Annotated in this window: 13 protein-coding genes, 8 tRNA genes and 1 riboswitch; of the genes, 20 read left to right on the plus strand and 1 reads right to left on the minus strand. The window is 39.0% G+C overall.

What is annotated here, in order from left to right; genetic code table 11:
• Window positions 1-185 precede the first annotated feature (185 nt).
• The 3 genes from IV87_RS09655 to IV87_RS10955 all read left to right on the plus strand — a co-directional run bounded on the left by IV87_RS09655 (window position 186) and on the right by IV87_RS10955 (window position 2,920).
• Window positions 186-929, plus strand: coding sequence for a threonine/serine exporter family protein (locus tag IV87_RS09655; RefSeq protein ID WP_057807760.1), 744 nt, complete (start codon window positions 186-188; stop codon window positions 927-929).
• Between the two features lie 14 nt (window positions 930-943).
• On the plus strand, window positions 944-1,396 hold the full coding sequence (locus tag IV87_RS09660; protein WP_057807762.1) for a threonine/serine exporter family protein: 453 nt from the start codon (window positions 944-946) through the stop codon (window positions 1,394-1,396).
• Between the two features lie 105 nt (window positions 1,397-1,501).
• Complete coding sequence (locus tag IV87_RS10955; protein ID WP_082623566.1) at window positions 1,502-2,920, plus strand: GW dipeptide domain-containing protein; 1,419 nt, start codon at window positions 1,502-1,504, stop codon at window positions 2,918-2,920.
• Between the two features lie 187 nt (window positions 2,921-3,107).
• Here IV87_RS10955 and IV87_RS09670 read toward each other — a convergent pair whose 3' ends face one another.
• Window positions 3,108-4,241 (minus strand): LCP family glycopolymer transferase, encoded by a 1,134-nt coding sequence (locus IV87_RS09670; RefSeq protein ID WP_082623567.1) that lies wholly within the window; start codon window positions 4,239-4,241, stop codon window positions 3,108-3,110.
• 569 nt (window positions 4,242-4,810) lie between these two features.
• Between IV87_RS09670 and IV87_RS09675 the strand changes: the two genes are divergently transcribed.
• The 17 genes from IV87_RS09675 to rpoC all read left to right on the plus strand — a co-directional run bounded on the left by IV87_RS09675 (window position 4,811) and on the right by rpoC (window position 22,105).
• The gene (locus tag IV87_RS09675; protein WP_057807765.1) at window positions 4,811-5,371 is read left to right on the plus strand and encodes a GNAT family N-acetyltransferase; all 561 of its coding nucleotides are present in this window, start codon (window positions 4,811-4,813) and stop codon (window positions 5,369-5,371) included.
• Entirely contained in the window at window positions 5,358-5,888 is a 531-nt protein-coding gene (locus IV87_RS09680) for an Rrf2 family transcriptional regulator (RefSeq protein ID WP_057807767.1), read from the plus strand. Before IV87_RS09675 ends, IV87_RS09680 begins: the two co-directional genes overlap by 14 nt.
• Window positions 5,889-5,939: 51 nt before the next feature.
• Window positions 5,940-6,124: riboswitch (Lysine riboswitch) on the plus strand.
• 119 nt (window positions 6,125-6,243) lie between these two features.
• A complete protein-coding gene (locus tag IV87_RS09685; RefSeq protein WP_057807769.1) occupies window positions 6,244-7,713 on the plus strand; it encodes an amino acid permease in 1,470 nt (489 codons plus the stop codon).
• Window positions 7,714-7,841: 128 nt separating this feature from the next.
• Window positions 7,842-8,474 carry a deoxynucleoside kinase gene (locus IV87_RS09690; RefSeq protein WP_057807770.1) on the plus strand — a complete coding sequence of 211 codons (633 nt, stop codon included), beginning with the start codon at window positions 7,842-7,844 and terminating at the stop codon, window positions 8,472-8,474.
• 280 nt (window positions 8,475-8,754) lie between these two features.
• Window positions 8,755-10,032, plus strand: coding sequence for a serine--tRNA ligase (gene serS / locus IV87_RS09695; protein WP_057807773.1), 1,278 nt, complete (start codon window positions 8,755-8,757; stop codon window positions 10,030-10,032).
• 501 nt (window positions 10,033-10,533) lie between these two features.
• A tRNA-Val gene (locus tag IV87_RS09700) sits at window positions 10,534-10,606 on the plus strand.
• Between the two features lie 3 nt (window positions 10,607-10,609).
• Window positions 10,610-10,682, plus strand: a tRNA-Lys gene (locus IV87_RS09705).
• A gap of 17 nt (window positions 10,683-10,699) precedes the next feature.
• Window positions 10,700-10,781: transfer RNA gene (locus IV87_RS09710), tRNA-Leu, on the plus strand.
• Window positions 10,782-10,808: 27 nt separating this feature from the next.
• Window positions 10,809-10,881 (plus strand) — tRNA-Thr (locus IV87_RS09715).
• 11 nt (window positions 10,882-10,892) lie between these two features.
• Window positions 10,893-10,964, plus strand: a tRNA-Gly gene (locus IV87_RS09720).
• A 21-nt stretch (window positions 10,965-10,985) separates the two neighbouring features.
• Window positions 10,986-11,071: transfer RNA gene (locus tag IV87_RS09725), tRNA-Leu, on the plus strand.
• Between the two features lie 155 nt (window positions 11,072-11,226).
• Window positions 11,227-11,300 (plus strand) — tRNA-Pro (locus IV87_RS09730).
• A gap of 56 nt (window positions 11,301-11,356) precedes the next feature.
• Window positions 11,357-11,430, plus strand: a tRNA-Pro gene (locus IV87_RS09735).
• Between the two features lie 145 nt (window positions 11,431-11,575).
• On the plus strand, window positions 11,576-12,043 hold the full coding sequence (locus IV87_RS09740) for a CtsR family transcriptional regulator (protein ID WP_057807775.1): 468 nt from the start codon (window positions 11,576-11,578) through the stop codon (window positions 12,041-12,043).
• A gap of 20 nt (window positions 12,044-12,063) precedes the next feature.
• Window positions 12,064-14,547 carry an ATP-dependent Clp protease ATP-binding subunit gene (locus IV87_RS09745; protein WP_057807777.1) on the plus strand — a complete coding sequence of 828 codons (2,484 nt, stop codon included), beginning with the start codon at window positions 12,064-12,066 and terminating at the stop codon, window positions 14,545-14,547.
• A 253-nt stretch (window positions 14,548-14,800) separates the two neighbouring features.
• A complete protein-coding gene (gene rpoB, locus IV87_RS09750; protein ID WP_057807779.1) occupies window positions 14,801-18,421 on the plus strand; it encodes a DNA-directed RNA polymerase subunit beta in 3,621 nt (1,206 codons plus the stop codon).
• A gap of 42 nt (window positions 18,422-18,463) precedes the next feature.
• Window positions 18,464-22,105 carry a DNA-directed RNA polymerase subunit beta' gene (rpoC, locus tag IV87_RS09755; protein ID WP_057807781.1) on the plus strand — a complete coding sequence of 1,214 codons (3,642 nt, stop codon included), beginning with the start codon at window positions 18,464-18,466 and terminating at the stop codon, window positions 22,103-22,105.
• Window positions 22,106-22,212: the final 107 nt, after the last annotated feature.

Consider the following 22,212-nt stretch of genomic DNA (forward strand, 5'->3'; position numbering starts at 1 on the left):
TTATTCACCAATACCAGAAAGTGTAGACCCAATTTACTAAGTCAAGGGTTTCGATCCTTGGCTTTTTTTGTGTCTTTTTTTAAACGAAAGTAAACGAATGAATTTTAACATTTCTCCAAATAATGGTCGTTTTGTTGGAAGGGCTATGGCATAATAGACTTTAATTAATTGACGGGGTGAATAGGTTGAAGCAGACTGATTTGGTACTGGATACCTGCTTATTAGCGGGAAGAATTATGATTGAAAATGGATCTGAAATGGCACGAGCAGAGGATACGATGATGCGCATTGCCACCAATTCAGGCTATGCAGAGGCGCAAGTCTTTTCAACAGTGACTGGAATTATTATGTCGATCCCAGATCAAAAAAGTGCTCAGGTTGAAAGTGTTAGTCGCCGAAATATTGATTTGGAAAAAGTTAGTTGGGTTAATCGGCTTTCAAGAGATTATGCGGTGCATAAAGTTACTTTAGAAGCGTTTTTTGATCAACTGAAAATTGTGGATGAGGCTGTTCCTTACTTTCCGTTTTGGCTACAAGTACTAGGAGCGGCTCTAGTAAGCGGTCCTTTGATGACAATTTTTTGCAACAACTTTTACGATATTGGCGTCACGTCAATCATTGGAGCAGCTGGTTTTGCTGTTTATTATGCAATTAATAAAACATTAGACATCAAATTTATTAGTGAGTTTGTCTCATCTTTGCTAATCGGAATTATGGCGGTGGTAACTGTGCGTCTGGGATTAGGGCATTCAGTGGATAATATTATTATTGGGGCGGTGATGCCTTTGGTTCCTGGAGTACCGCTGACTAATGCCGTGCGGGATATTCTAAATGGTCATTTTGTGAGTGGACCAGCACGAGGGATGGAAGCATTGTTAACGGCGTCGGCGATTGGGTTTGGAATTGCCTTCGTGTTTAGGTTCTTTTAAGGAGAAATTCACTAATGATTATGATAATTGAGTTGTTTTTTGCGTTTATTGCAACTGTTGGTTTCGGAATTATTATTAACATTCCTCATCGAGCCTTAATTGTTGCAGGATCAATTGGAACCATTACTTGGTTTATTTATTGGGCACTGATTCATCTTGCATTTGGCATAGCACTGACCAATTTGGTAGCTTCAGTTGCAATTGGTATTTTGAGTGATATTGCTGCACGAAGAATGAAAATGCCAATGTTAATTTTTAATATTCCAAGTTTGGTTCCCCTGGTTCCAGGTGGACAGGCCTATCAAATGATTCGTAACTTTGCGTTGGGAAATACTGCACAAGGAGTTCGTTTTTTAACTGAAGTTATTGAGATCACTGGATCCATTGCAATTGGCTTTTTAATTGCCGAATTGCTTAATAAGCTCTGGAAAAAGCTTATGTTAAAACGCTTTCCTAGTAGAATGTAATGAAAATGTAAGAATGATGATATCTGAATGTTCGTTTGTAAATGTTAGGATAAACTAGTACATAGTGGTTTATGAGATACAGGGGAGAACATTGGAGGAATTTGTTTGAAAGGCATTAAAAAAGGTAAAATTATGTCGGTGTGTTTGTTGACGTTTGGACTATTGATTAGTTTGATAATTGGTGGCACGTCAGCAAAAGCACAATCAGTAAATAGTTATATAACGGCTAACAAAATTAAGCCGGTGGGAATCACCACTTCGATTTGGAGTGGTTTTCCACGGTATACTTACAATAAAGGCTACGGTAAGCCTGAGGGAGTTGTCGTTCACGAAACTGCCAATGCAAGTTCGACAATTTATAATGAAATTGCATACATGAAGGCGCACTATAACGATGCGTTTGTCCACAGTTTTGTTGATGCAGATCATATTATTAATATTGCCAATACAAATTATTTAGCATGGGGCGTGGGGTACCCAGGTAATGGTAAGTTTGTGCAATTTGAGCAGGTTGAAGTGCATTCAAAAAGTGCATTTGCACATGAAATTGCGAATGCAGCCTGGTACACAGCTTATTTGTTGAATAAATACAAGCTGAGCTCTAATGATGCGGCGTATGATTACAAGGGAACGGTTTGGTCACACAAGGCAGTTTCTGAATATTTTGGTGGTTCATCACATACTGATCCGTACGGTTACTATTTAAGCACCGGGAAAAAATACTTCGGTCAAGGTTATACAATGGCTGAGTTTTATCAATTGGTTAAAAGTTACTATAACGGAATGAAGTTTAAAAATGTTAAGTATGCGAATACAAATCTGACGATGGATGTTAAAACCAATCCTGGGCATGATTTTTATAATCACGTCCCCGAAAGTAAATACACCGTTAAACGCTTGCATTATGGCAAAACATATGCAGGAAAGACAGTTCAAATTGATTGCACCGGTAAACGGGATGGCACAGGAACACTGTACTATCGAGCATATTATCAAGGCAAAAAAATTGGCTGGATCTATGGCGGTGGACTTGCTAAACATGTAACTTATACCGCAATTGCTAAAACGATGGATGTTAAAGTAACTCCTGGTCATAATTTTTATAATCATGTGACAAGTAGTATGTACACAAATAGGTTATTGCATTATGGTAAGACATATGCTGGTAAAACGGTTACGATTGATAACATTGCTTATCGAAACGGAACTAAAACACCCTATTACCGTTGTGCATACAACGGTAAACGAATTGGCTGGATTTACGGTGGGGCTTTAGCTGTACACGTTAGCTATCAAACAATTAATAAAACAATGACGGTTATTCCAGTAACGGGACACGATTTTTTGAATCACGTTACGGCAAGTAAGTATACGGTTAAACGCCTGCATCTTGAAAATGAATACATTGGTAAAAAAGTAACGATTGATAACATTGCTTATCGAACGGATGTTAAAACACCGTACTATCGTTGTTATTATGATGGTAAAGAGATCGGTTGGATTTATGGAAGTGCACTGAAGTGATTTGTTTCAAAAACAAATCATGCCACGCCTGTCCCAGGATGGATGCATCGTAGGATGACAAGTTAACTTGGTGAGTCAAGTCGTTTAATAGCAGTAACTTGAGTCGCTTTGTTACTTTCAATCTTCAGTTATAATCAAATAGATAAAAAATGAGACGGAAAAATTTATTTTCCGTCTCATTTTTTATCTAATACTGACTATTTTGATTACTTTGGGTTGTATCGGTGTAGCTCGATTGATCTGTTGTGCCAGTTGTGACACTGGTTAAATTGGCCGTTCCAGTTGATTTATGACCAAGGTCCAATCCCTTACGAATAAAGTTTGTGACTCGTTGCATTTCTGTTTGACTAGCAACCTCGTAATCTTGTCCGCTAATCAATTGCGTTGTACCTTGTAGGTGAGTGGACTTAAGATGATGTGTCGCCACACGATATTTTGTCGAAAGTGCGACGATTTCATCAAAGGTTAAATCAGTTTGAGTTTGCTTTTTAATAGAAGATAGGAAACTTTGACTAAGCAAGGTTGTTAAAGAATCACTCTTTCTTAGAATGGCCATTAATATTTGTCGTTGACGTTTTTGTCGACCATAATCACCTTGTGGATCATCATCCCGCATTCGAGAATAGTCCAAAGCCGCTTTTCCACCTAAATGAATCTTTTTACCTTTGACCACATTTGCGGCACCATATTTAAAGGTTAGTGTTGGAGATACTGTTACGCCACCGACACCATTGACGATTTTTTCCAAACCGCCCATGTTGATCAAACCATAAAAGTCGATCGGTACATCTAAGAGCTGCTGAATGGATTTAATACTTGTACCAGCACCACCAAAGGAATAAGCGGCATTTAATTTGGAAGGCGCATATTGCGTATAGCCTGGAATTGAAAGGGCCGTATCACGCGGAATACTTGTTAAAGTCATTTTTTTCTTTTTCGGGTTTAGCGTTGCAATGATGATTGTGTCCGTTCGGCCTCGATAATTACGACCCAGTGCACCGGTATCTGTACCTAGTAGAAGAATTGAAATAGGTTTATTCTTCTTGATAACGGCAGATACATCACGCGCTTTTTGAATATTGGCACTATTAAAAACGGAGTTGGCTGCATTTTTTGCAGAGTACCATTTGTAGGCACCAAACACGCCGATCGTAATAACTAAAATTCCCACGATTGCAATGATGAAACGTTTGCGTCTTGGCCTTCGTGGCCGTTTGTTTGGTTCACGATTTTCCATATTTTGATGCATTTCTGTACGAGTCGGGGGGACATTAAAATGGTTGTGCAGGTCGGATCTTTTAGGCGTTTGGTCCTCATTCATTGTTTTGCCTCCTGAAGCAATTATTAATTAAAGTGAACACTTGATATAGCATACCGAATTATTGCTAAATAAGCTTTATTTTTAAATTGATTTAATCTTTTTTTAAACATAAAGAGTATATCACATTTTTAGGCTATTCTGAATGTTCATTCTCAGGATGATGAGCTAATCGTATCAAAACGATAATTTCTATTATTCAATTATTTGAAAAAAAAATTTTTTTAAAATTCAAAAAAATAATTAATCGAATTATTTGGTAAGTGGACAAAAAAAGTACATTATGGAAACAAATTCTGGTATTCTTATACCTGAGACTGTTTTAAATTATAGTTTTTAATTTTGTAACTAAAGATTGAAAGTACAAAAACACATTTCGTTGCCTGATATAAAGACGTTCATGGTAACAAAATTAGATTTAAATGCCGTCTTCCAGACCAGGTGAGCCGGAGGACGGCAGTTAGACTACTGTTGGTGAACTAAGTCGTTTAACAGCAGTTATTGAAGTGATTTTTGTACTTTTAGCCTTTAGTTTTGTAAGGTATCTTGAATTATAATAAATGAGGAACACTGTGAATAAAAAGATTAATACATCAAGGCTAAATTTACGGTCGTTTGTAGCGACAGATTTAGCTGATCTACGAACCGTTGTAGAAAATGAAAAAATAGCAAAAATGGCGGGCTTTCGAGTTGCGGCTAATGCTTTTGAGAGTGATTATTTTTTACAGCAACTGATGCAAGCAAACATTTGGGCAGTTACTTTAAAAACGACCGCAAAGGTTATTGGCAGCGTTGGATTATATCCAGTTGTAAATGATAAGCAAGAGCAGGATTCCCAAAAATTAGAGTTAGGTTATATGCTCAATCAAGATTTTTGGGGAAATGGCTATATGAAAGAGGCTGTTCAAGCTGTTTTGAGGCACCTTTTTCAAGAACACCCGGATCGAATTGTAACGGCAAGTACGTATTCAAAAAATAGCCGTTCTGTAGCAGTTTTAGAATATTTTAATTTTAAAAAAATTGGGGAACAAACTTTACCAAGAAGTGTGCTGAATCCGTTTCCTCAACAAGAGAGTTATTATCAGTTAACAGCACAAGCATTTATGGAGGGTGGACATTATGCAACTCACTAAAGGATTTGAACAAGCGGCATGTATTATTGCGCTACTGTGCACACAGGATCGTTCAATCCCGCTAACAACGGCTGTGATTCACGAACGATTGACTGGCTCAGAAGCATATCTACGAAAAATTATGCGTAAACTAGTTATCGCTGGATTGGTAACTTCGATTCCTGGAAACAATGGCGGTTTTCGATTAGCCAAGAGTCCAAAAGAGATCTCTTTGCTGGATATTGTTGAAGCAAGCGAAGGACCAATTAAAACATATCCAGATATGGGCTTCATTGAAAATGTTTTTTCAGAGGCTCGTCCTATTGCGGAACGTGGAAAAAACGTTTTGAACGATACATTTCAACAAGCTGATAATCTTTGGCGAGATTATCTCAAAGATCAGAGCTTAAATGATGTCTTGGTTAAAATTATGGGAAAGCCCGCGGAACCTGGTATTGATTGGAATGCTCCTGATGTAGATTTGCATGAACATTTTCAACAATTAAAAGAAAAAATTAAGGACACAAAACAAGTGTAGGTACGAAATGACGGTTGCCAGAACTACCTTGCTTGTATATAATTAATTCATATCGAAAGAAGAGGTTGCCAAACTCATCAGTCACGACTTGTAGATGAAAAAGCATTGAAGACAAGTCGCAAAAGGGTGTTTGGCCGAAACTTAAGGCTGCTTTTTCAGTTTTAAGTTGGGTTCTGATTCAATAAATCAGAGACTGTCGTGGTGAGATGAAATCATCACGGGGCGCTATCTACGATTTGACTGAGAAATTTAGTAAGTCTTTTTGTATGGCGATTTTGTTATGCAAAGGGGCTTTTTTTATTGGTTAAAAATAAGATTGCCTTTTTAATTCGAAATTTAAGGAGGAACTATTTTTATGGCAGAAGAAGAGAATCATTCGATTGATCGATCATTGAAAACACGGCATATTTCCATGATCGCACTTGGTGGTAGTATCGGAACCGGATTATTTGTAGCTAGTGGGTCCGCAATTTCAGAGGCAGGACCAGCTGGGGCATTGATCGCCTACGTTGCGATGGGTATTATGGTTTACTTTTTGATGACGAGCTTGGGAGAAATGGCAACTTATATGCCGGTTTCAGGATCGTTTGCAACCTACTCAACAAAATATGTGGATCCTGCACTGGGATTTGCGATGGGATGGAATTACTGGTTTAACTGGGCAATTACGTTGGCAGTTGATATTAGTACTGTCTCTATTGTGATGAAGTTCTGGTTACCCAGTGTACCCGGATGGGTTTGGAGCAGTGTGGCCTTGATTCTAATTTTTATAGTTAATGCACTGACGGTCAAAGCTTTTGGTGAAACGGAATACTGGATGGCCTTAATTAAGGTTATTACCGTAATCATCTTTTTGGTTATCGGTGTGGCCGTTATTTTTGGAATTATGGGTGGTCACGCAACTTACTTAAATAATTTCACTTATAAAAAAGCACCATTTGTCGGTGGTATTCCAATGATCTTAAGTGTTTTCGTTGTTGCCGGATTCTCATTTCAGGGAACGGAACTAATCGGAATTACGGCCGGTGAATCGGCAACACCAGAAAAAAGTGTCCCTAAAGCAATTAACCAGGTTTTTTGGCGAATTTTATTATTCTACATTCTTTCAATTTTTGTTATTGCCTGCATTATCCCGTACACAAGTCCGGATTTGTTAGGTTCATCGGCAAGTGATGTCAAAATTAGTCCCTTCACACTTGTATTTCGACGGGCTGGTTTGGCAGGAGCTGCAAGTGTGATGAATGCCGTTATTTTAACTTCGGTTATTTCATCTGCTAATTCTGGTATGTACGCATCAACCCGTATGCTGTACTCAATGGCCTTAGAAGGATATGCACCTAAAACGTTTAGTTTGACGACAAAACGTGGGATTCCGTTGATGGCACTTATTGGCACCACAATTGTGGGCGCTTTAACATTTATTTCTAGTATTGCAGGACCAGAAATTTATATGTGGTTGGTAGCAGCTAGTGGTCTAACCGGATTTATTGCGTGGTTAGGCATTGCAATTTCTCATTTTCGTTTCCGAAGAGCGTTTGTTAAACAGGGCCATCAATTGGATGAACTAAAATATCATGCTAAGTGGTTTCCGTTTGGCCCTATATTTGCCTTTATTCTTTGTTTGCTGGTGATTGCAGGTCAGGACATTCACTCGTTTGCGACATTTAACTGGGAAGCAATTGGAATTAGTTATATGAGTGTTCCCATATTTATTGTGTTATATACGTATTATAAGTTGAAGTATCACACCCATATGATTCCGCTGGATGAAGTCGATTTAACGCAACCTGATTTTATTTTAAAGGGTCGAAAAGCACAAAAATAAGTGTATAATGTAAGGTGCTGTATAAATTCAAATGTTTTTTCGTTTGAAAAACATAAACTACATGTTGTCTTTGCTTGAAATCATGCTACAATATATAGTATCAAAACAGGAATAAAGGGGAACTTTGAATGATTGCATTGTCAGGACCAATCGGCGCAGGAAAAACAACGTTAACAGAAATTTTGTCACAACATTTAGGTACAAAAGCTTTTTATGAATCAGTGGATGATAACAAGATCTTGCCACTTTTTTATAAAGATCCTAAGCGTTACGCATTTCTGCTTCAGATCTATTTTTTAAATCGACGTTTAGATGGTATTAAGGAAGCTTTTCAGACTAAAAATAGTGTGATGGATCGTTCGATTTATGAAGACTCGCTGCTTTTTCATCTGAATGCAGATTTGGGTCGGGCAACTAGTACTGAAGTTCAGATTTATGATTCACTTTTAACGAATATGATGGAAGAACTTCCGGAAACTCATTATCAAAAGAATCCAGATCTGTTAATTGATATTAATATTTCATTTGACACGATGCTAACACGGATCAAAAAACGAGGACGTTCGTACGAACAAATTGATAATGATCCAAGTTTGTACGAGTATTATCGTGATTTGAATAATCGTTATACGGAGTGGTATGACAATTATAATGAAAGTCCTAAAATTCAAATTGATGGTGATCAGTTTGATTTTGTGGAGGATCCTAACGCGCGTCAGAAAGTAATTCAAATAATTGATGAAAAAATTGCCGAAATTTAGTTGTCTATTGAATTAGTTTCGGTTATGATTAGGTTAATAAGTAAACGTAAATTCACATAAAGTAGATTTAAAGCGAGATAGAGTTAGTGAGAGCTATCAATCGAAACTCCGGTGAATAAAAACGGGTGAGTAATTTCACACGGCTGCGGTCGTTAAACTTAAGTGAGGGTGCTGGCGACAGCAAACTTGGGTGGTACCGCGAAAAAGACCTTTTTCGTCCCAATTGATGGGATGAGAAGGGTCTTTTTATTATGTTTACAAAAATAAGGAGGATATAAACATGTTAGATTTAAAAAATATTCGTAACAATCCAGATTTTGTGAAAGAGCGATTAGGTACACGGGGAATCGATCCAAAAGAAATCGATAAGTTATTAGATGTGGATCAAAAACGACGTGATTTAATTGTAGAAAGTGAAAATTTAAAAAAGACACGTAATGAAGTTTCAGACCAAATTTCTTTGCTTAAACGTCAAAAAGAAGATGCGACTGATCAAATTACAGAGATGCGTAAGGTCAGTGGTGAAATCAAAGAACTTGATCAACAACTTCAAGTACTCACCGACCAGGTGCAAGACATGGCTGCCCATCTACCCAATATTCCTAATCAGGATGTTCCGATTAGTTTAACTGAAGAGGGAAGTGTTGAACTACGTAAAGTAGGAAAACCCCGTGAATTTACCTTTAAACCAAAGCCTCATTGGGAAATTGGCGAAAGCTTAGGCATTTTAGATTTTGAACGGGCTGCTAAGGTTTCAGGAAGTCGCTTTGTTTATTATGTAGGTTTGGGTGCCAAACTAGAACGTGCCGTTTATAACTTCTTCTTGGATCAAAATGATAAAGCAGGTTATACCGAAATGATCACGCCTTACATGGTCAATGATGAATCGATGTTTGGTACTGGACAATTCCCAAAGTTCAAGGAGAATCACGCCGGCTATGAAATTCAAGATAGTGATTTAACTTTGATTCCAACGGCTGAAGTGCCATTAGTCAACTTTCACCGCAATGAAATTTTGGATGAGGATGCTTTACCGATTAATGAAACAGCCTTATCACCAGCTTTTCGTTCTGAAGCAGGGAGTGCTGGTCGTGATACCCGTGGCCTAATTAGAATGCATCAGTTTAATAAGGTAGAAATGGTTAAATTTACAAAACCTGAGGACTCATGGAACGAACTTGAAAAGCTTACTAATCAGGCTGAGAGTTTACTTAAACTGTTGAAGTTGCCTTATCACGTGATTACTTTAACAACGAGTGATATGAGCTTTACAGCAGCGATGACACACGATCTAGAGGTTTGGATTCCGGCACAAAACATGTATCGTGAAATTTCAAGTTGTTCAAACTGTACTGACTTTCAGGCGCGTCGTGCTCAGATTAGATATCGGGATGAGAATGGCAAATTACAGTATGTTCATACACTAAACGGTTCTGGTTTAGCAGTTGGAAGAACAGTAGCTGCAATTCTAGAAAACTATCAAAATGAAGATGGAACAGTGACAATTCCAGAAGTATTAGTCCCTTATATGGGTGGTATTACAAAAATTACAAAGTAAACTGTGAGTTTGAATGAATAACTAAAGGTTGAAAGTATAAAAATCACTTCAATAACTGATGTTAAACGACTTGGCCCACAAACAGAGTCTAACCGTCACCGGACTAAGAACATTTGACACTTCAATAATGCTCAGTAACATTAATATAATAACTTTTATAACGATGTGTTGATTACAAAAATTAGACTTAGTCTGGAAGCAAATGGGCTCAGTAGTGTCGTTTATCTTAGCGGGGTTCGCTTAGATAAAGGCCGAGCTTAGAGACGTGGTTTGCGGCTCTAAGTCGTGCCCACTACGTTCCAGCCCAAATTTGCTGGAAGACGGCATTTAAATTTAATTTTGATACTATGATCATTTTTGTATCAGGCAACGAGGTGTGTTTTTGTAGTTCCAACCTTCAGTGAATAAATATAATTCATAGTGGATATTTTTACGATAACTACAAAATCTTATTGACAATTAGTGAGAGTCAATGATAATATTATGTAGTTGTCGTTTGATGGAGGATTAGCTCAGTTGGGAGAGCGTCTGCCTTACAAGCAGAGGGTCACAGGTTCGAGCCCTGTATCCTCCATTTGAGCCGTTAGCTCAGTTGGTAGAGCATCTGACTTTTAATCAGAGGGTCGGCAGTTCGAGGCTGCCACGGCTCATTTTACAAATAAGCATTGCGGGCGTGGCGGAATTGGCAGACGCGCAAGATTTAGGTTCTTGTATCGAAAGATGTAAGGGTTCGAGTCCCTTCGCCCGCACTTCTAATTAATATTTTTTATTAATTAGCCGACTTAGCTCAGTTGGCAGAGCATCTGTCTTGTAAACAGGGGGTCGGAGGTTCGAATCCTCTAGTCGGCATTAGCAACTATGCGGAAGTAGTTCAGTGGTAGAACATCACCTTGCCATGGTGGGGGTCGCGGGTTCAAATCCCGTCTTCCGCTTTGTAGATATCTACAAACGTTGCCGGGGTGGCGGAATTGGCAGACGCACAGGACTTAAAATCCTGCGGTCAGTGATGACCGTACCGGTTCGATCCCGGTCCTCGGCATTTTAATAAGCACCCATAGCGCAATTGGANCCCCCTCAGAATTAACTGTTTAAGCAGTAGATACTGACTGAAAAATCATAAAATGCCAACTGTAATTCGTTTACAAGTTGGCATTTTACGTTAATGCGTCTTTAGGGGAAAATTTTGAATTACAGCGGGAAATAGCTCAGCTTGGTAGAGCACCTGGTTTGGGACCAGGGGGTCGCAGGTTCGAATCCTGTTTTCCCGATTGAGTAGGTGAACTCTGAGGGTTTCCCTAAAGTCCAACAACTTAATAAAAACCAGCGGGAAGTAGCTCAGCTTGGTAGAGCACCACGTTCGGGACGTGGGGGTCGCAGGTTCAAATCCTGTTTTCCCGACTTGTAAATAACATCATCAATCAGTCGATTGCATGATGTTTTTTTGGCTTCTAAAAAACGGCGGTACAAAAAACTTTGCTTTTTAATGAGAGTTTCGTATAATGAAAGTCAACATTAGTCAAAGATGCGAGAAAGGGTGTGCGAAGTGCAAGGACAAAATATTTCCGATATCATTGAAAAATATTTAAAACAGATTTTAGCAGATTCGGAAGAAATTGAGATTCGACGCTCAGAAATTGCTGATTTGTTTGATGTTGTCCCATCTCAAATTAACTATGTTATTAAGACACGTTTTACCATTCAAAATGGCTATGTCGTTGAGAGCAAACGAGGCGGCGGTGGCTATATTCGTATTGAAAAAGTCAAATTACTTGATGATTTGGATGTTTTGGATACACTTATTCAAGTGATTGGTGAATCAATCAATCAACGAGATGCCCTTTCCATTGTTAAAAGCTTGTATGAAGACGATGTTATCGACAAACGAGAAGGAAATTTAATTTTAGCAGCAATTGATAAAAAAACGTTGGCAATTAGTAATCGTGAAGCAGAAGATCAGTTACGTGCAAGAATTTTAATTGGCATTTTAAATCATTTAAGGTATGAGAGCTAGAAAGAAAGTAGGGTGTTAGCATGGATAATTTATTTACACCAAGTGCTAAAAATGTACTAGCTATTTCGCAAGAACAAGCTAAACGTTTTAAGCACCAAGCAGTTGGAACAGAACATTTACTGTTGGCTCTAGCAATCGAGAAAAATGGTATTGCTTATAAAGTATTTCAACAATTTTCAGTTACTGAAACTGATATTGTGGAAGAAATCGAACGGTTTACCGGGTATGGCACTTTAAAAAACGTCGGTGCTAATGATTATTTACCATATTCACCAAAGGCTAAAGAGGTTTTAGCGGCCGCTGGTGATGAAGCTAAACGGTTGGGTGCTGCCAAAATTGGCACCGAACATTTACTGTTAGCTTTGTTAAGTGACGAAAATATTTTGTCATCGCGCATTTTAATTAGTCTTGATATGGATCTTAATCAAACTCGTAAAGTTATTTTACGTAAATTAGGGGTAAGTGCGTCAGCGCAGTTACGTCAAAATCAGGCGCAAAATAATCGTGGTGGTAAACCTAAGGGCACACCAACACTTGATTCGGTTGCCAGAGATATGACCCAAATGGCGCGTGAGGATCAAATTGATCCCGTAATTGGTCGCGAAAAAGAAGTTAAACGGGTTATTCAAATTTTGAGTCGCCGAACTAAAAATAATCCGGTTCTGATTGGTGAACCGGGAGTTGGAAAAACAGCCATTGCGGAAGGTCTTGCACAACGAATTATTGATGGCAAGGTTCCCGATGATCTGGCTAATAAACGGTTAATGATGCTCGACATGGGATCCCTTGTGGCTGGAACTAAGTATCGTGGTGAATTTGAGGACCGACTTAAAAAAGTAATTGATGAAATTCATGAAGACAAACACATTGTCTTATTTATTGATGAATTGCATACGTTAATTGGTGCTGGTGGTGCAGAAGGCGCTATTGATGCTTCTAATATTTTGAAGCCCGCATTAGCGCGTGGTGAACTTCAGACAATTGGCGCAACCACTCTAAATGAATATCAAAAATATATCGAAACAGATGCAGCCTTAGAACGGCGTTTTGCTAAAGTTGAGGTAGATGAACCGACAACAGAAGAGTCTGTTCAAATTTTGCGTGGTTTACGAGGTAAGTACGAGGCTCATCACCATGTTGAAATCACAGACGATGCCATTAAACAGGCGGTAGAACTATCAGATCGTTATATTAGTGATCGTTTCCTACCAGATAAAGCGATTGACCTAATGGATGAAGCTGCGGCTAAAGTCCGAATTGATCAAATGGGCAAATCAGAGAAATCAAATTCAGAATCAAAACTACAACAGTTGACTGATGAGAAAGAGGCGGCTATTGAAGATCAAGATTTTGAAACTGCTCAAAAGATTCGAGTAAAAGAAGAAAAATTACGGGCAAAAATCGAAAAAGCCAAAGCAGCCAGTCAGGATGATGACTCAAAACCGAAGTATCAATTGAAGGAAACTGCAGAAGATGTGGCACAAGTTGTTTCTGAATGGACAGGTGTGCCTTTAACTCAATTACAGAAAACTGAAAGTGAACGGTTAGTTAACCTTGAATCGATTCTTCACAAACGAGTAATTGGACAGGACGAAGCTGTTTCAGCCGTTTCTCGTGCCATCCGTCGTGCACGCAGTGGCTTGAAAGATCCAGGACGTCCCATTGGTTCCTTTATGTTCTTAGGACCAACTGGAGTCGGAAAAACTGAGTTAGCTAAGGCACTAGCTGAAGCAATGTTTGGCTCAGAAGATAATATGATCCGGATTGATATGTCTGAATATATGGAACGTTATAGTACCAGCCGTTTGATTGGTTCAGCTCCTGGCTACGTTGGCTATGATGAAGGCGGTCAATTGACAGAGCGAGTTCGTCAAAAACCTTATTCGGTTGTTTTGTTTGACGAAGTTGAAAAGGCGCATCCAGATGTGTTCAATATCTTATTGCAAGTGCTAGACGATGGTTACTTGACTGATTCTAAAGGTCGTAAGGTTGATTTTAGAAACACAATTTTAATTATGACTTCTAATCTAGGTGCGACAGCATTAAGAGATGAAAAATCAGTTGGCTTTGGTGCTAAGGATGCTAGCGAGGATTATACAGCAATGTCTGCTAAGATTCGTGAAGTGCTCAAGCAAAGCTTCCGACCTGAGTTCTTGAATCGAATTGATGAGACGATTATTTTCCATTCTTTGACACGACCACAACTTCATAAGATTGTTAAATTGATGGCTCGCCAGATTCTTAAACGAGTTGCCGATCAAGGGATGACAGTTAAAATCACACCGGCTGCAATTGACGCGGTTGCTGAAGCTGGTTTTGATCCTGAATATGGGGCACGACCAATTCGCCGGGCATTTCAAACTAAAGTTGAGGATAAGCTAAGCGAGTTAATGTTGTCTGGTCAGGCCAAAATTGGTGATAATATTACTGTAGGTGCCCGTCACGGTAAAATTCAAGTTGCTGTAAAGAATCCAAAACCGGATTCAAAACAACCAACTGTTTAAATTGAATAGAATTGCAGTTAAATGTTTGACAGATGAGATCAAAATGAGTATGATTAACTTTGTTTGTAACTGTGAATGAAATGAAGCATTGCGATCTATTGTCCGTGGTGCTTTTCATAAAAAAGCAAAAATAGCTATCAGATTTAAGAGCTATTTTTGGTTTTTTTTTGCCAAAAAACACTGCAATTTGTTAAATGTAATCAAATTGTAATGTAACTGGCCGTTTGCGGAATATTTTAGAGAGGTGAATAACTTGGCAGGACATTTGGTAAAGTACGGTAAGCACCGAACCCGTAGAAGTTACGCGCGGATTAAAGAAGTGCTGGAACTTCCTAACTTGATTGAGATTCAAAGTAATTCATACCAGTGGTTCCTTGACGAAGGATTGAAAGACATGTTCGATGACATTATGCCGATCGACGATTTTGCCGGAAATCTTTCATTGGAGTACGTGGATTATCAATTATTAGAACCAAAGTATACAGTAGATGAGGCGCGTGAGCATGAGGCAAATTACTCAGCACCTTTGCATGTAACTTTACGTTTAACAAATCACGAAACTGGCGAAATTAAATCTCAGGATGTTTTCTTTGGTGATTTTCCATTAATGACAGAACAAGGTACGTTCATTATTAATGGTGCAGAGCGAGTTATCGTTTCTCAGTTAGTACGTTCACCTGGTGTTTATTACACTAAGGAAGCTGACAAAAACGGCCGTGATATTTGGGGCACAACAGTTATTCCTAACCGTGGAGCTTGGTTAGAGTATGAAACAGATGCAAAGAATATTGCGTATGTACGTATTGACCGTACTCGTAAAATTCCGATGACTGAGTTGGTTCGAGCTTTAGGTTTCGGATCTGACGAAGAAATCGTTGATATGTTGGGTCAAACTGATAGTTTGGACAACACTTTGGACAAAGATGTTCATAAGAATTCTGAGGATTCACGTGTTGAAGAGTCCTTAAAGGATATCTATGAACGACTTCGCCCAGGTGAGCCCAAAACTGCAGATAGTTCACGTAGTCTTTTAACTGCGCGCTTCTTTGATCCAAAACGTTATGATATGGCTCCTGTTGGCCGTTATAAGGTTAACAAGAAGTTAAGTTTGAAGACCCGTTTAGTTGGACAAACTTTGGCAGAGACTTTAGCTGATCCAGATACTGGTGAAGTTATTGCTCAAAAAGGTACTGTTGTTACTAAAGACGTCATGAAAGACTTGGCACCATATTTAGACAAAAAAGATTTTAAAGCAATCACTTATACACCATCTGATGAATCAGTTGTGACAACACCAATGACCGTTCAATCAATTAAGATTGTCAATCCTAATGATCCAGAACGTGAATTGACAATGATCGGTAACGATAATATTGATCTTAAGTTGAAACACATTACACCAGCTGACATTATCGCTTCAATTAACTATTTCTTCTTATTACAAGAAGGAATCGGTTCAACTGATGATATTGACCATTTGGGTAATCGTCGTATTCGCTCAGTTGGTGAGTTGTTGCAAAACCAGTTTAGAATTGGCCTTTCCCGTATGGAACGTGTCGTTCGTGAACGGATGTCAATTCAAGATGCTGCAACTGTTACACCACAACAATTAATTAATATTCGTCCAGTAGTGGCTTCAATTAAAGAATTCTTTGGTTCTTCACAGTTGTCACAATTCATGGATCAAACAAACCCATTAGGTGAATTGACTCATAAGCGTCGTTTATCTGCCCTTGGACCTGGTGGTTTGACTCGTGACCGTGCCGGATATGAAGTTCGTGATGTGCATTACACTCATTACGGTCGTATGTGTCCAATTGAAACACCTGAAGGCCCTAATATTGGTTTAATTAATAGTTTAGCTAGTTATGCCAAGATCAATAAGTATGGTTTCATTGAAACACCGTACCGTCGTGTATCTTGGACAACCCATAAGGTTACTAACAAGATCGATTATTTAACTGCTGATGAAGAAGATCAATATGTTATTGCCCAGGCTAACTCACCATTAAATGACGATGGTTCATTTGTTGATGACGTGGTTATGGCTCGTCATGAAAGTGACAATATTGAAATTAATATCACGAATGTCGATTACATGGATGTTTCACCAAAACAGGTAGTTGCGGTTGCTACAGCATGTATTCCTTTCTTGGAAAATGATGATTCTAACCGTGCTTTGATGGGTGCTAACATGCAGCGTCAGGCGGTTCCTTTGCTTGACCCACATGCGCCATTAGTCGGAACTGGTATTGAATATAAGGCTGCACATGATTCCGGAGTTGCGTTGATTTGTAAACATGACGGAACTGTTGAATATGTTGATGCACGTGAAATTCGCGTTCGTCGTGATGATGGAGCTTTAGATACCTATAAATTAATGAAATTCCGTCGTTCTAATGGCGGTAAAAACTATAACCAACGTCCAATCGTGAAAGTTAACGATCATGTGGATAATGATGAAGTCTTGGCTGATGGACCTTCTATGGAAGGTGGAGAATTAGCACTTGGTCAAAACCCACTGGTTGCCTTCATGACTTGGCAAGGTTATAACTTCGAAGATGCCATTGCTATTAACGAGCGTTTGGTCCGTGACGATGTTTATACTTCAATTCATATTGAAGAGTATGAATCAGAAGCACGTGATACCAAACTTGGACCTGAAGAAATGACACGTGAGATTCCTAATGTTGGTGAAGATGCCCTCAAGGATCTTGACGAAGATGGTATTGTTCGCATTGGTGCTGAAGTTGAAGATGGCGACATTTTAGTTGGTAAAGTAACGCCAAAGGGAGTTACCGAGTTATCAGCTGAAGAACGTTTACTTCACGCAATCTTTGGTGAAAAAGCACGTGAAGTTCGTGATACTTCACTTAGAGTTCCTCATGGTGGCGGCGGTATTATCCAGGATGTTAAGATCTTCACTCGTGAAAACGGGGATGAACTTTCACCTGGTGTTAATATGATGGTTCGTGTTTATATCGCTCAAAAACGTAAGTTACAAGTCGGCGATAAGATGGCCGGTCGTCATGGTAACAAAGGTACTGTTTCTGTAGTTATTCCTGAAGAAGATATGCCATACATGCCAGATGGAACACCAATTGATATTATGTTGAGTCCCATGGGTGTGCCTTCTCGTATGAATATCGGGCAGGTTCTTGAACTACATTTAGGAATGGCTGCTCGTAACTTAGGTATTCATGTTGCAACACCTGTTTTTGATGGTGCGCGTGATAAAGATATCTGGGATGCTGTTAAAGAAGCTGGTATGCAATCAGATGCTAAGACTGTTTTGTATGATGGTCGAACTGGTGAACCATTCGAACAACGAATTGCCGTTGGGGTTATGCATTATATGAAATTAGCCCACATGGTTGACGATAAGATTCATGCACGTTCAATTGGACCTTACTCATTAGTTACGCAACAACCATTAGGTGGTAAAGCACAATTTGGTGGTCAGCGTTTTGGTGAAATGGAAGTTTGGGCTCTTGAAGCTTATGGTGCTGCTTATACACTTCAAGAAATCTTGACTTACAAATCCGATGATGTTGTGGGTCGTGTAAAGACCTATGAAGCCATTGTTAAGGGCGATCCAATTCCACGTCCAGGTGTTCCTGAATCCTTCCGTGTTTTGGTTAAAGAGTTACAAGCACTTGGTTTGGATATGAAAGTTCTTGATGCTGATAAGAATGAAATTGAGTTGCGTGATATGGATGATGATGACGATGATGTTGTCAATGTTGATGCACTCAGTAAGTATGCCGAAGAACAGAAAGATAAATCAAAAGAAGATGCTAAAGCAACTGCAGCTTCTAAAGATGCTTCTTCTGTGAGTGAAACAAAAGCTGAAACGAAGAATAATCAAAAGTAAGTTTAACTAATCAATAATCAAATTAAGAAGGAGGTCGATCCTTTGATCGATGTCAATAAGTTTGAAAGCATGCAAATTGGGCTCGCATCCCCTGACAAGATCAGAAGTTGGTCGTACGGCGAAGTTAAAAAACCTGAAACGATTAATTATCGAACATTAAAGCCTGAAAAAGATGGACTGTTTGATGAGCGAATTTTCGGACCAACTAAAGATTACGAATGTGCCTGTGGAAAATACAAACGAATTCGTTACAAGGGTATTGTCTGTGACCGTTGTGGTGTTGAAGTTACTAAGTCAAAAGTTCGTCGTGAACGAATGGGTCATATTGAATTAGCAGCTCCAGTTACTCACATCTGGTATTTCAAGGGAATTCCAAGTCGAATGGGTTTGGTTTTAGATATGAGTCCTCGTGCTCTTGAAGAAATCATCTACTTTGCATCATATGTCGTAATTGATCCTGGTAAGACACCACTCGAAAAGAAACAATTATTAACGGAGCGGGAATACCGTGAAAAATTAGAAGAATATGGTAATACCTTCAATGCTAAGATCGGTGGCGAAGCAATTAAGGAATTGCTTCAAGATGTTGATCTTGATAAAGAAGCTAAAACCTTAAAGGAAGAACTCAAGGATGCTTCCGGACAGAAACGGACACGTGCTGTTCGTCGTTTGGACATTATTGAAGCCTTCATTAAATCTGGTAATGAACCAGACTGGATGATTATGGATGCTATTCCTGTCATTCCACCAGATTTACGACCAATGGTTCAGTTGGATGGTGGTCGTTTTGCCACTTCTGATTTGAACGATTTATATCGTCGAGTAATCAACCGTAATAATCGTTTGAAACGCTTATTAGATTTGAATGCTCCTGGTATTATTGTTCAAAACGAAAAACGAATGTTACAAGAAGCTGTTGATGCTTTGATCGATAATGGTCGTCGTGGCCGTCCCGTTGCTGGACCAGGTAACCGTCCATTGAAGTCACTTTCACATATGTTGAAAGGTAAGCAAGGACGTTTCCGTCAAAACTTACTTGGTAAACGTGTTGATTATTCTGGCCGTTCTGTTATTGATGTTGGTCCATCACTTAAGATGAACCAAATGGGATTACCTGTTCCAATGGCTTTGGAACTCTTTAAGCCTTTCATCATGAAAGAATTGGTTTCACGTAATTTGGCTTCTAACATCAAGAATGCTAAACGTAAGATTGATCGCAAGGATGATGATGTTTATGATGTCTTGGAAGATGTCATTAAAGAGCATCCAGTATTGTTAAACCGTGCACCTACTTTGCATAGACTTGGAATTCAGGCCTTTGAACCTGTTTTGGTAAGTGGCAAGGCAATGCGTTTGCATCCGTTAGTTTGTGAAGCTTACAATGCCGATTTTGATGGTGACCAAATGGCTATTCATTTGCCATTATCAGATGAAGCGCAGGCTGAAGCACGTTTACTAATGTTAGCTGCTCATCATATTTTGGCACCTGCTAATGGTAAACCAGTGGTCACACCATCTCAGGATATGGTTATTGGTAACTATTGGTTAACAATGGAACGTGAAAACAGTGTCGGCGAAGGCATGATCTTTAAAGATCTTGATGAAATTCGTTTGGCTATGCAAAATGGTTACGTTTCTGAGCACACACGAATTGGTGTGCAAGTAAGCTCAATGCCGAAGAAACCATTTACTGATGAACAACGCAAACGTATTTTGGTAACAACTGTTGGAAAAGCAATCTTTAATAATATTTTGCCAAAGGGATTAATTTATTTGAATGAACCTACTGATGAAAACTTAGTAGAAGGTACACCGGATAAATATTTCTTAAAACCTGGTGAAGATATCAAAGCCTTTATTAAGGCACAACCATTGATTCCACCATTCAAAAAAGGTTTCTTGAGTGATATTATTGCGCAGGTTTACAAGCAATATAAAGTTACGCAAACTTCCTTACTTTTGGATCGAATGAAGGATCTTGGCTACGATATTTCGACTAAGTCTGGTTTAACAGTTGGTATTTCTGATATTACTGATTTGAAAGAAAAACCAGAAATTGTCAATGCAGCGCATAAACAAGTTGCCACTGTTACTAAGCAGTTCCGTCGTGGTTTAATTACTGATGATGAACGTTATGAACGAGTAGTTGGAATTTGGAACGATGCTAAAGATGATATTCAACAAAAATTGATGGAGAGTTTTGATCCTCAAAATCCAATTTATATGATGAGTGATTCTGGTGCTCGTGGTAACATTTCTAACTTTACTCAGTTGGCTGGTATGCGTGGTTTGATGGCTGCTCCTAATGGTAAAATTATGGAATTGCCAATTCTTTCAAACTTCCGTGAAGGACTTTCTGTTTTGGAAATGTTCATTTCAACCCATGGTGCTCGTAAAGGTATGACTGATACGGCTCTTAAGACTGCCAACTCAGGTTACTTAACCCGTCGTCTAGTTGATGTTGCACAAGATGTGATTGTTCGTGAAAAGGACTGTGGAACTGATCGCGGTTTGACAATCTCTGCAATTGTTGAAGGTAATGAAGTGATTGAGTCCCTGTACGATCGAATTTTGGGTCGTTATACACAAAAATCAGTTTATGATCCTCAAACAGGCGAAAAGATCGTTGGTAAAAATGAAATGATCGACGAACCTAAGGCACAAAAGATTATTGATGCTGGTATTGACACAGTGACAATTCGTTCTGCATTTACTTGCAACACTCGTCATGGTGTTTGTGAACGTTGTTATGGTCGTAACATGGCTACTGGTGATCGAGTTGAAGTTGGTGAAGCAGTTGGTACTGTTGCTGCTCAATCAATCGGTGAACCCGGTACTCAGTTGACTATGCGTAACTTCCATACTGGTGGTGTTGCTGGAAACGAAGATATCACGCAAGGACTTCCACGTATTCAAGAAATTGTTGAAGCTCGTAATCCTAAAGGTCGTGCAGAAATTACTGAAGTAACTGGTACAGTTGAATCAGTTGAAGAGAATCCTGCAGAACGTAGCAAAGAAGTTACAATCAAGGGTGAAACTGATACACGTACTTATACTTTACCAATTACAGCACGTATGAAGGTTGCTGAAGGTGATTTCATTCATCGTGGTTCAGCTCTAAACGAAGGTTCTATCGATCCTAAGGAATTGTTGAAGGTGCGTGATGTACTTTCAACTGAAAATTATTTGTTGCGTGAAATTCAACGTGTTTACCGTATGCAAGGTGTTGAAATCTTGGATAAACATATTGAAATCATGGTTCGTCAAATGCTTCGTAAGATTCGAGTTATGGATCCTGGCGATACAGATGTGCTTCCTGGTACATTACTTGATATCAATGATTTCAAGGATGCTAACTACAAGACATTGATCGCTGGTGGCATTCCAGCAACTGCTCGTCCAGTTCTTCTTGGAATTACTAAGGCTGCTTTGGAAACTAATAGTTTCTTATCAGCTGCTTCATTCCAGGAAACAACCCGAGTATTAACTGATGCCGCTATCCGTGGCAAGAATGACCCATTAGTTGGTTTGAAGGAAAATGTTATTATTGGTAAGATTATTCCTGCTGGAACAGGAATGCCTGACTATCGTAAGATTATTCCAAAGACCGTTGGTGGCAAAGTGACGGAGCCTAAGTCACTTAGCGATGTAGAAAAAGAAATGGATACAGAAACAACTAAGTAGCACGTTTCTATATATCAATAAAAAGAAGCAGATTTGAGTAAAATCAGATCTGCTTCTTTTTTGCTTTCAAAAATTAAAGGGTCTCTGTCAAATCGTATTGGTGGAGA

This window comes from Pediococcus ethanolidurans (assembly GCF_001437405.1).
Classification (GTDB): Bacteria; Bacillota; Bacilli; order Lactobacillales; family Lactobacillaceae; genus Pediococcus; species Pediococcus ethanolidurans.

What these genes read in the sequence shown, in the direction of transcription:
- IV87_RS09660 (WP_057807762.1), top strand. Translation starts at nt 944, where the DNA reads ATGATTATGATAATTGAGTTGTTTTTTGCGTTTATTGCAACTGTTGGT.
- IV87_RS09670 (WP_082623567.1), bottom strand. Translation starts at nt 4,241, where the DNA reads ATGAATGAGGACCAAACGCCTAAAAGATCCGACCTGCACAACCATTTT.
- IV87_RS09680 (WP_057807767.1), top strand. Translation starts at nt 5,358, where the DNA reads ATGCAACTCACTAAAGGATTTGAACAAGCGGCATGTATTATTGCGCTA.
- IV87_RS09685 (WP_057807769.1), top strand. Translation starts at nt 6,244, where the DNA reads ATGGCAGAAGAAGAGAATCATTCGATTGATCGATCATTGAAAACACGG.
- IV87_RS09690 (WP_057807770.1), top strand. Translation starts at nt 7,842, where the DNA reads ATGATTGCATTGTCAGGACCAATCGGCGCAGGAAAAACAACGTTAACA.
- serS (WP_057807773.1), top strand. Translation starts at nt 8,755, where the DNA reads ATGTTAGATTTAAAAAATATTCGTAACAATCCAGATTTTGTGAAAGAG.
- IV87_RS09745 (WP_057807777.1), top strand. Translation starts at nt 12,064, where the DNA reads ATGGATAATTTATTTACACCAAGTGCTAAAAATGTACTAGCTATTTCG.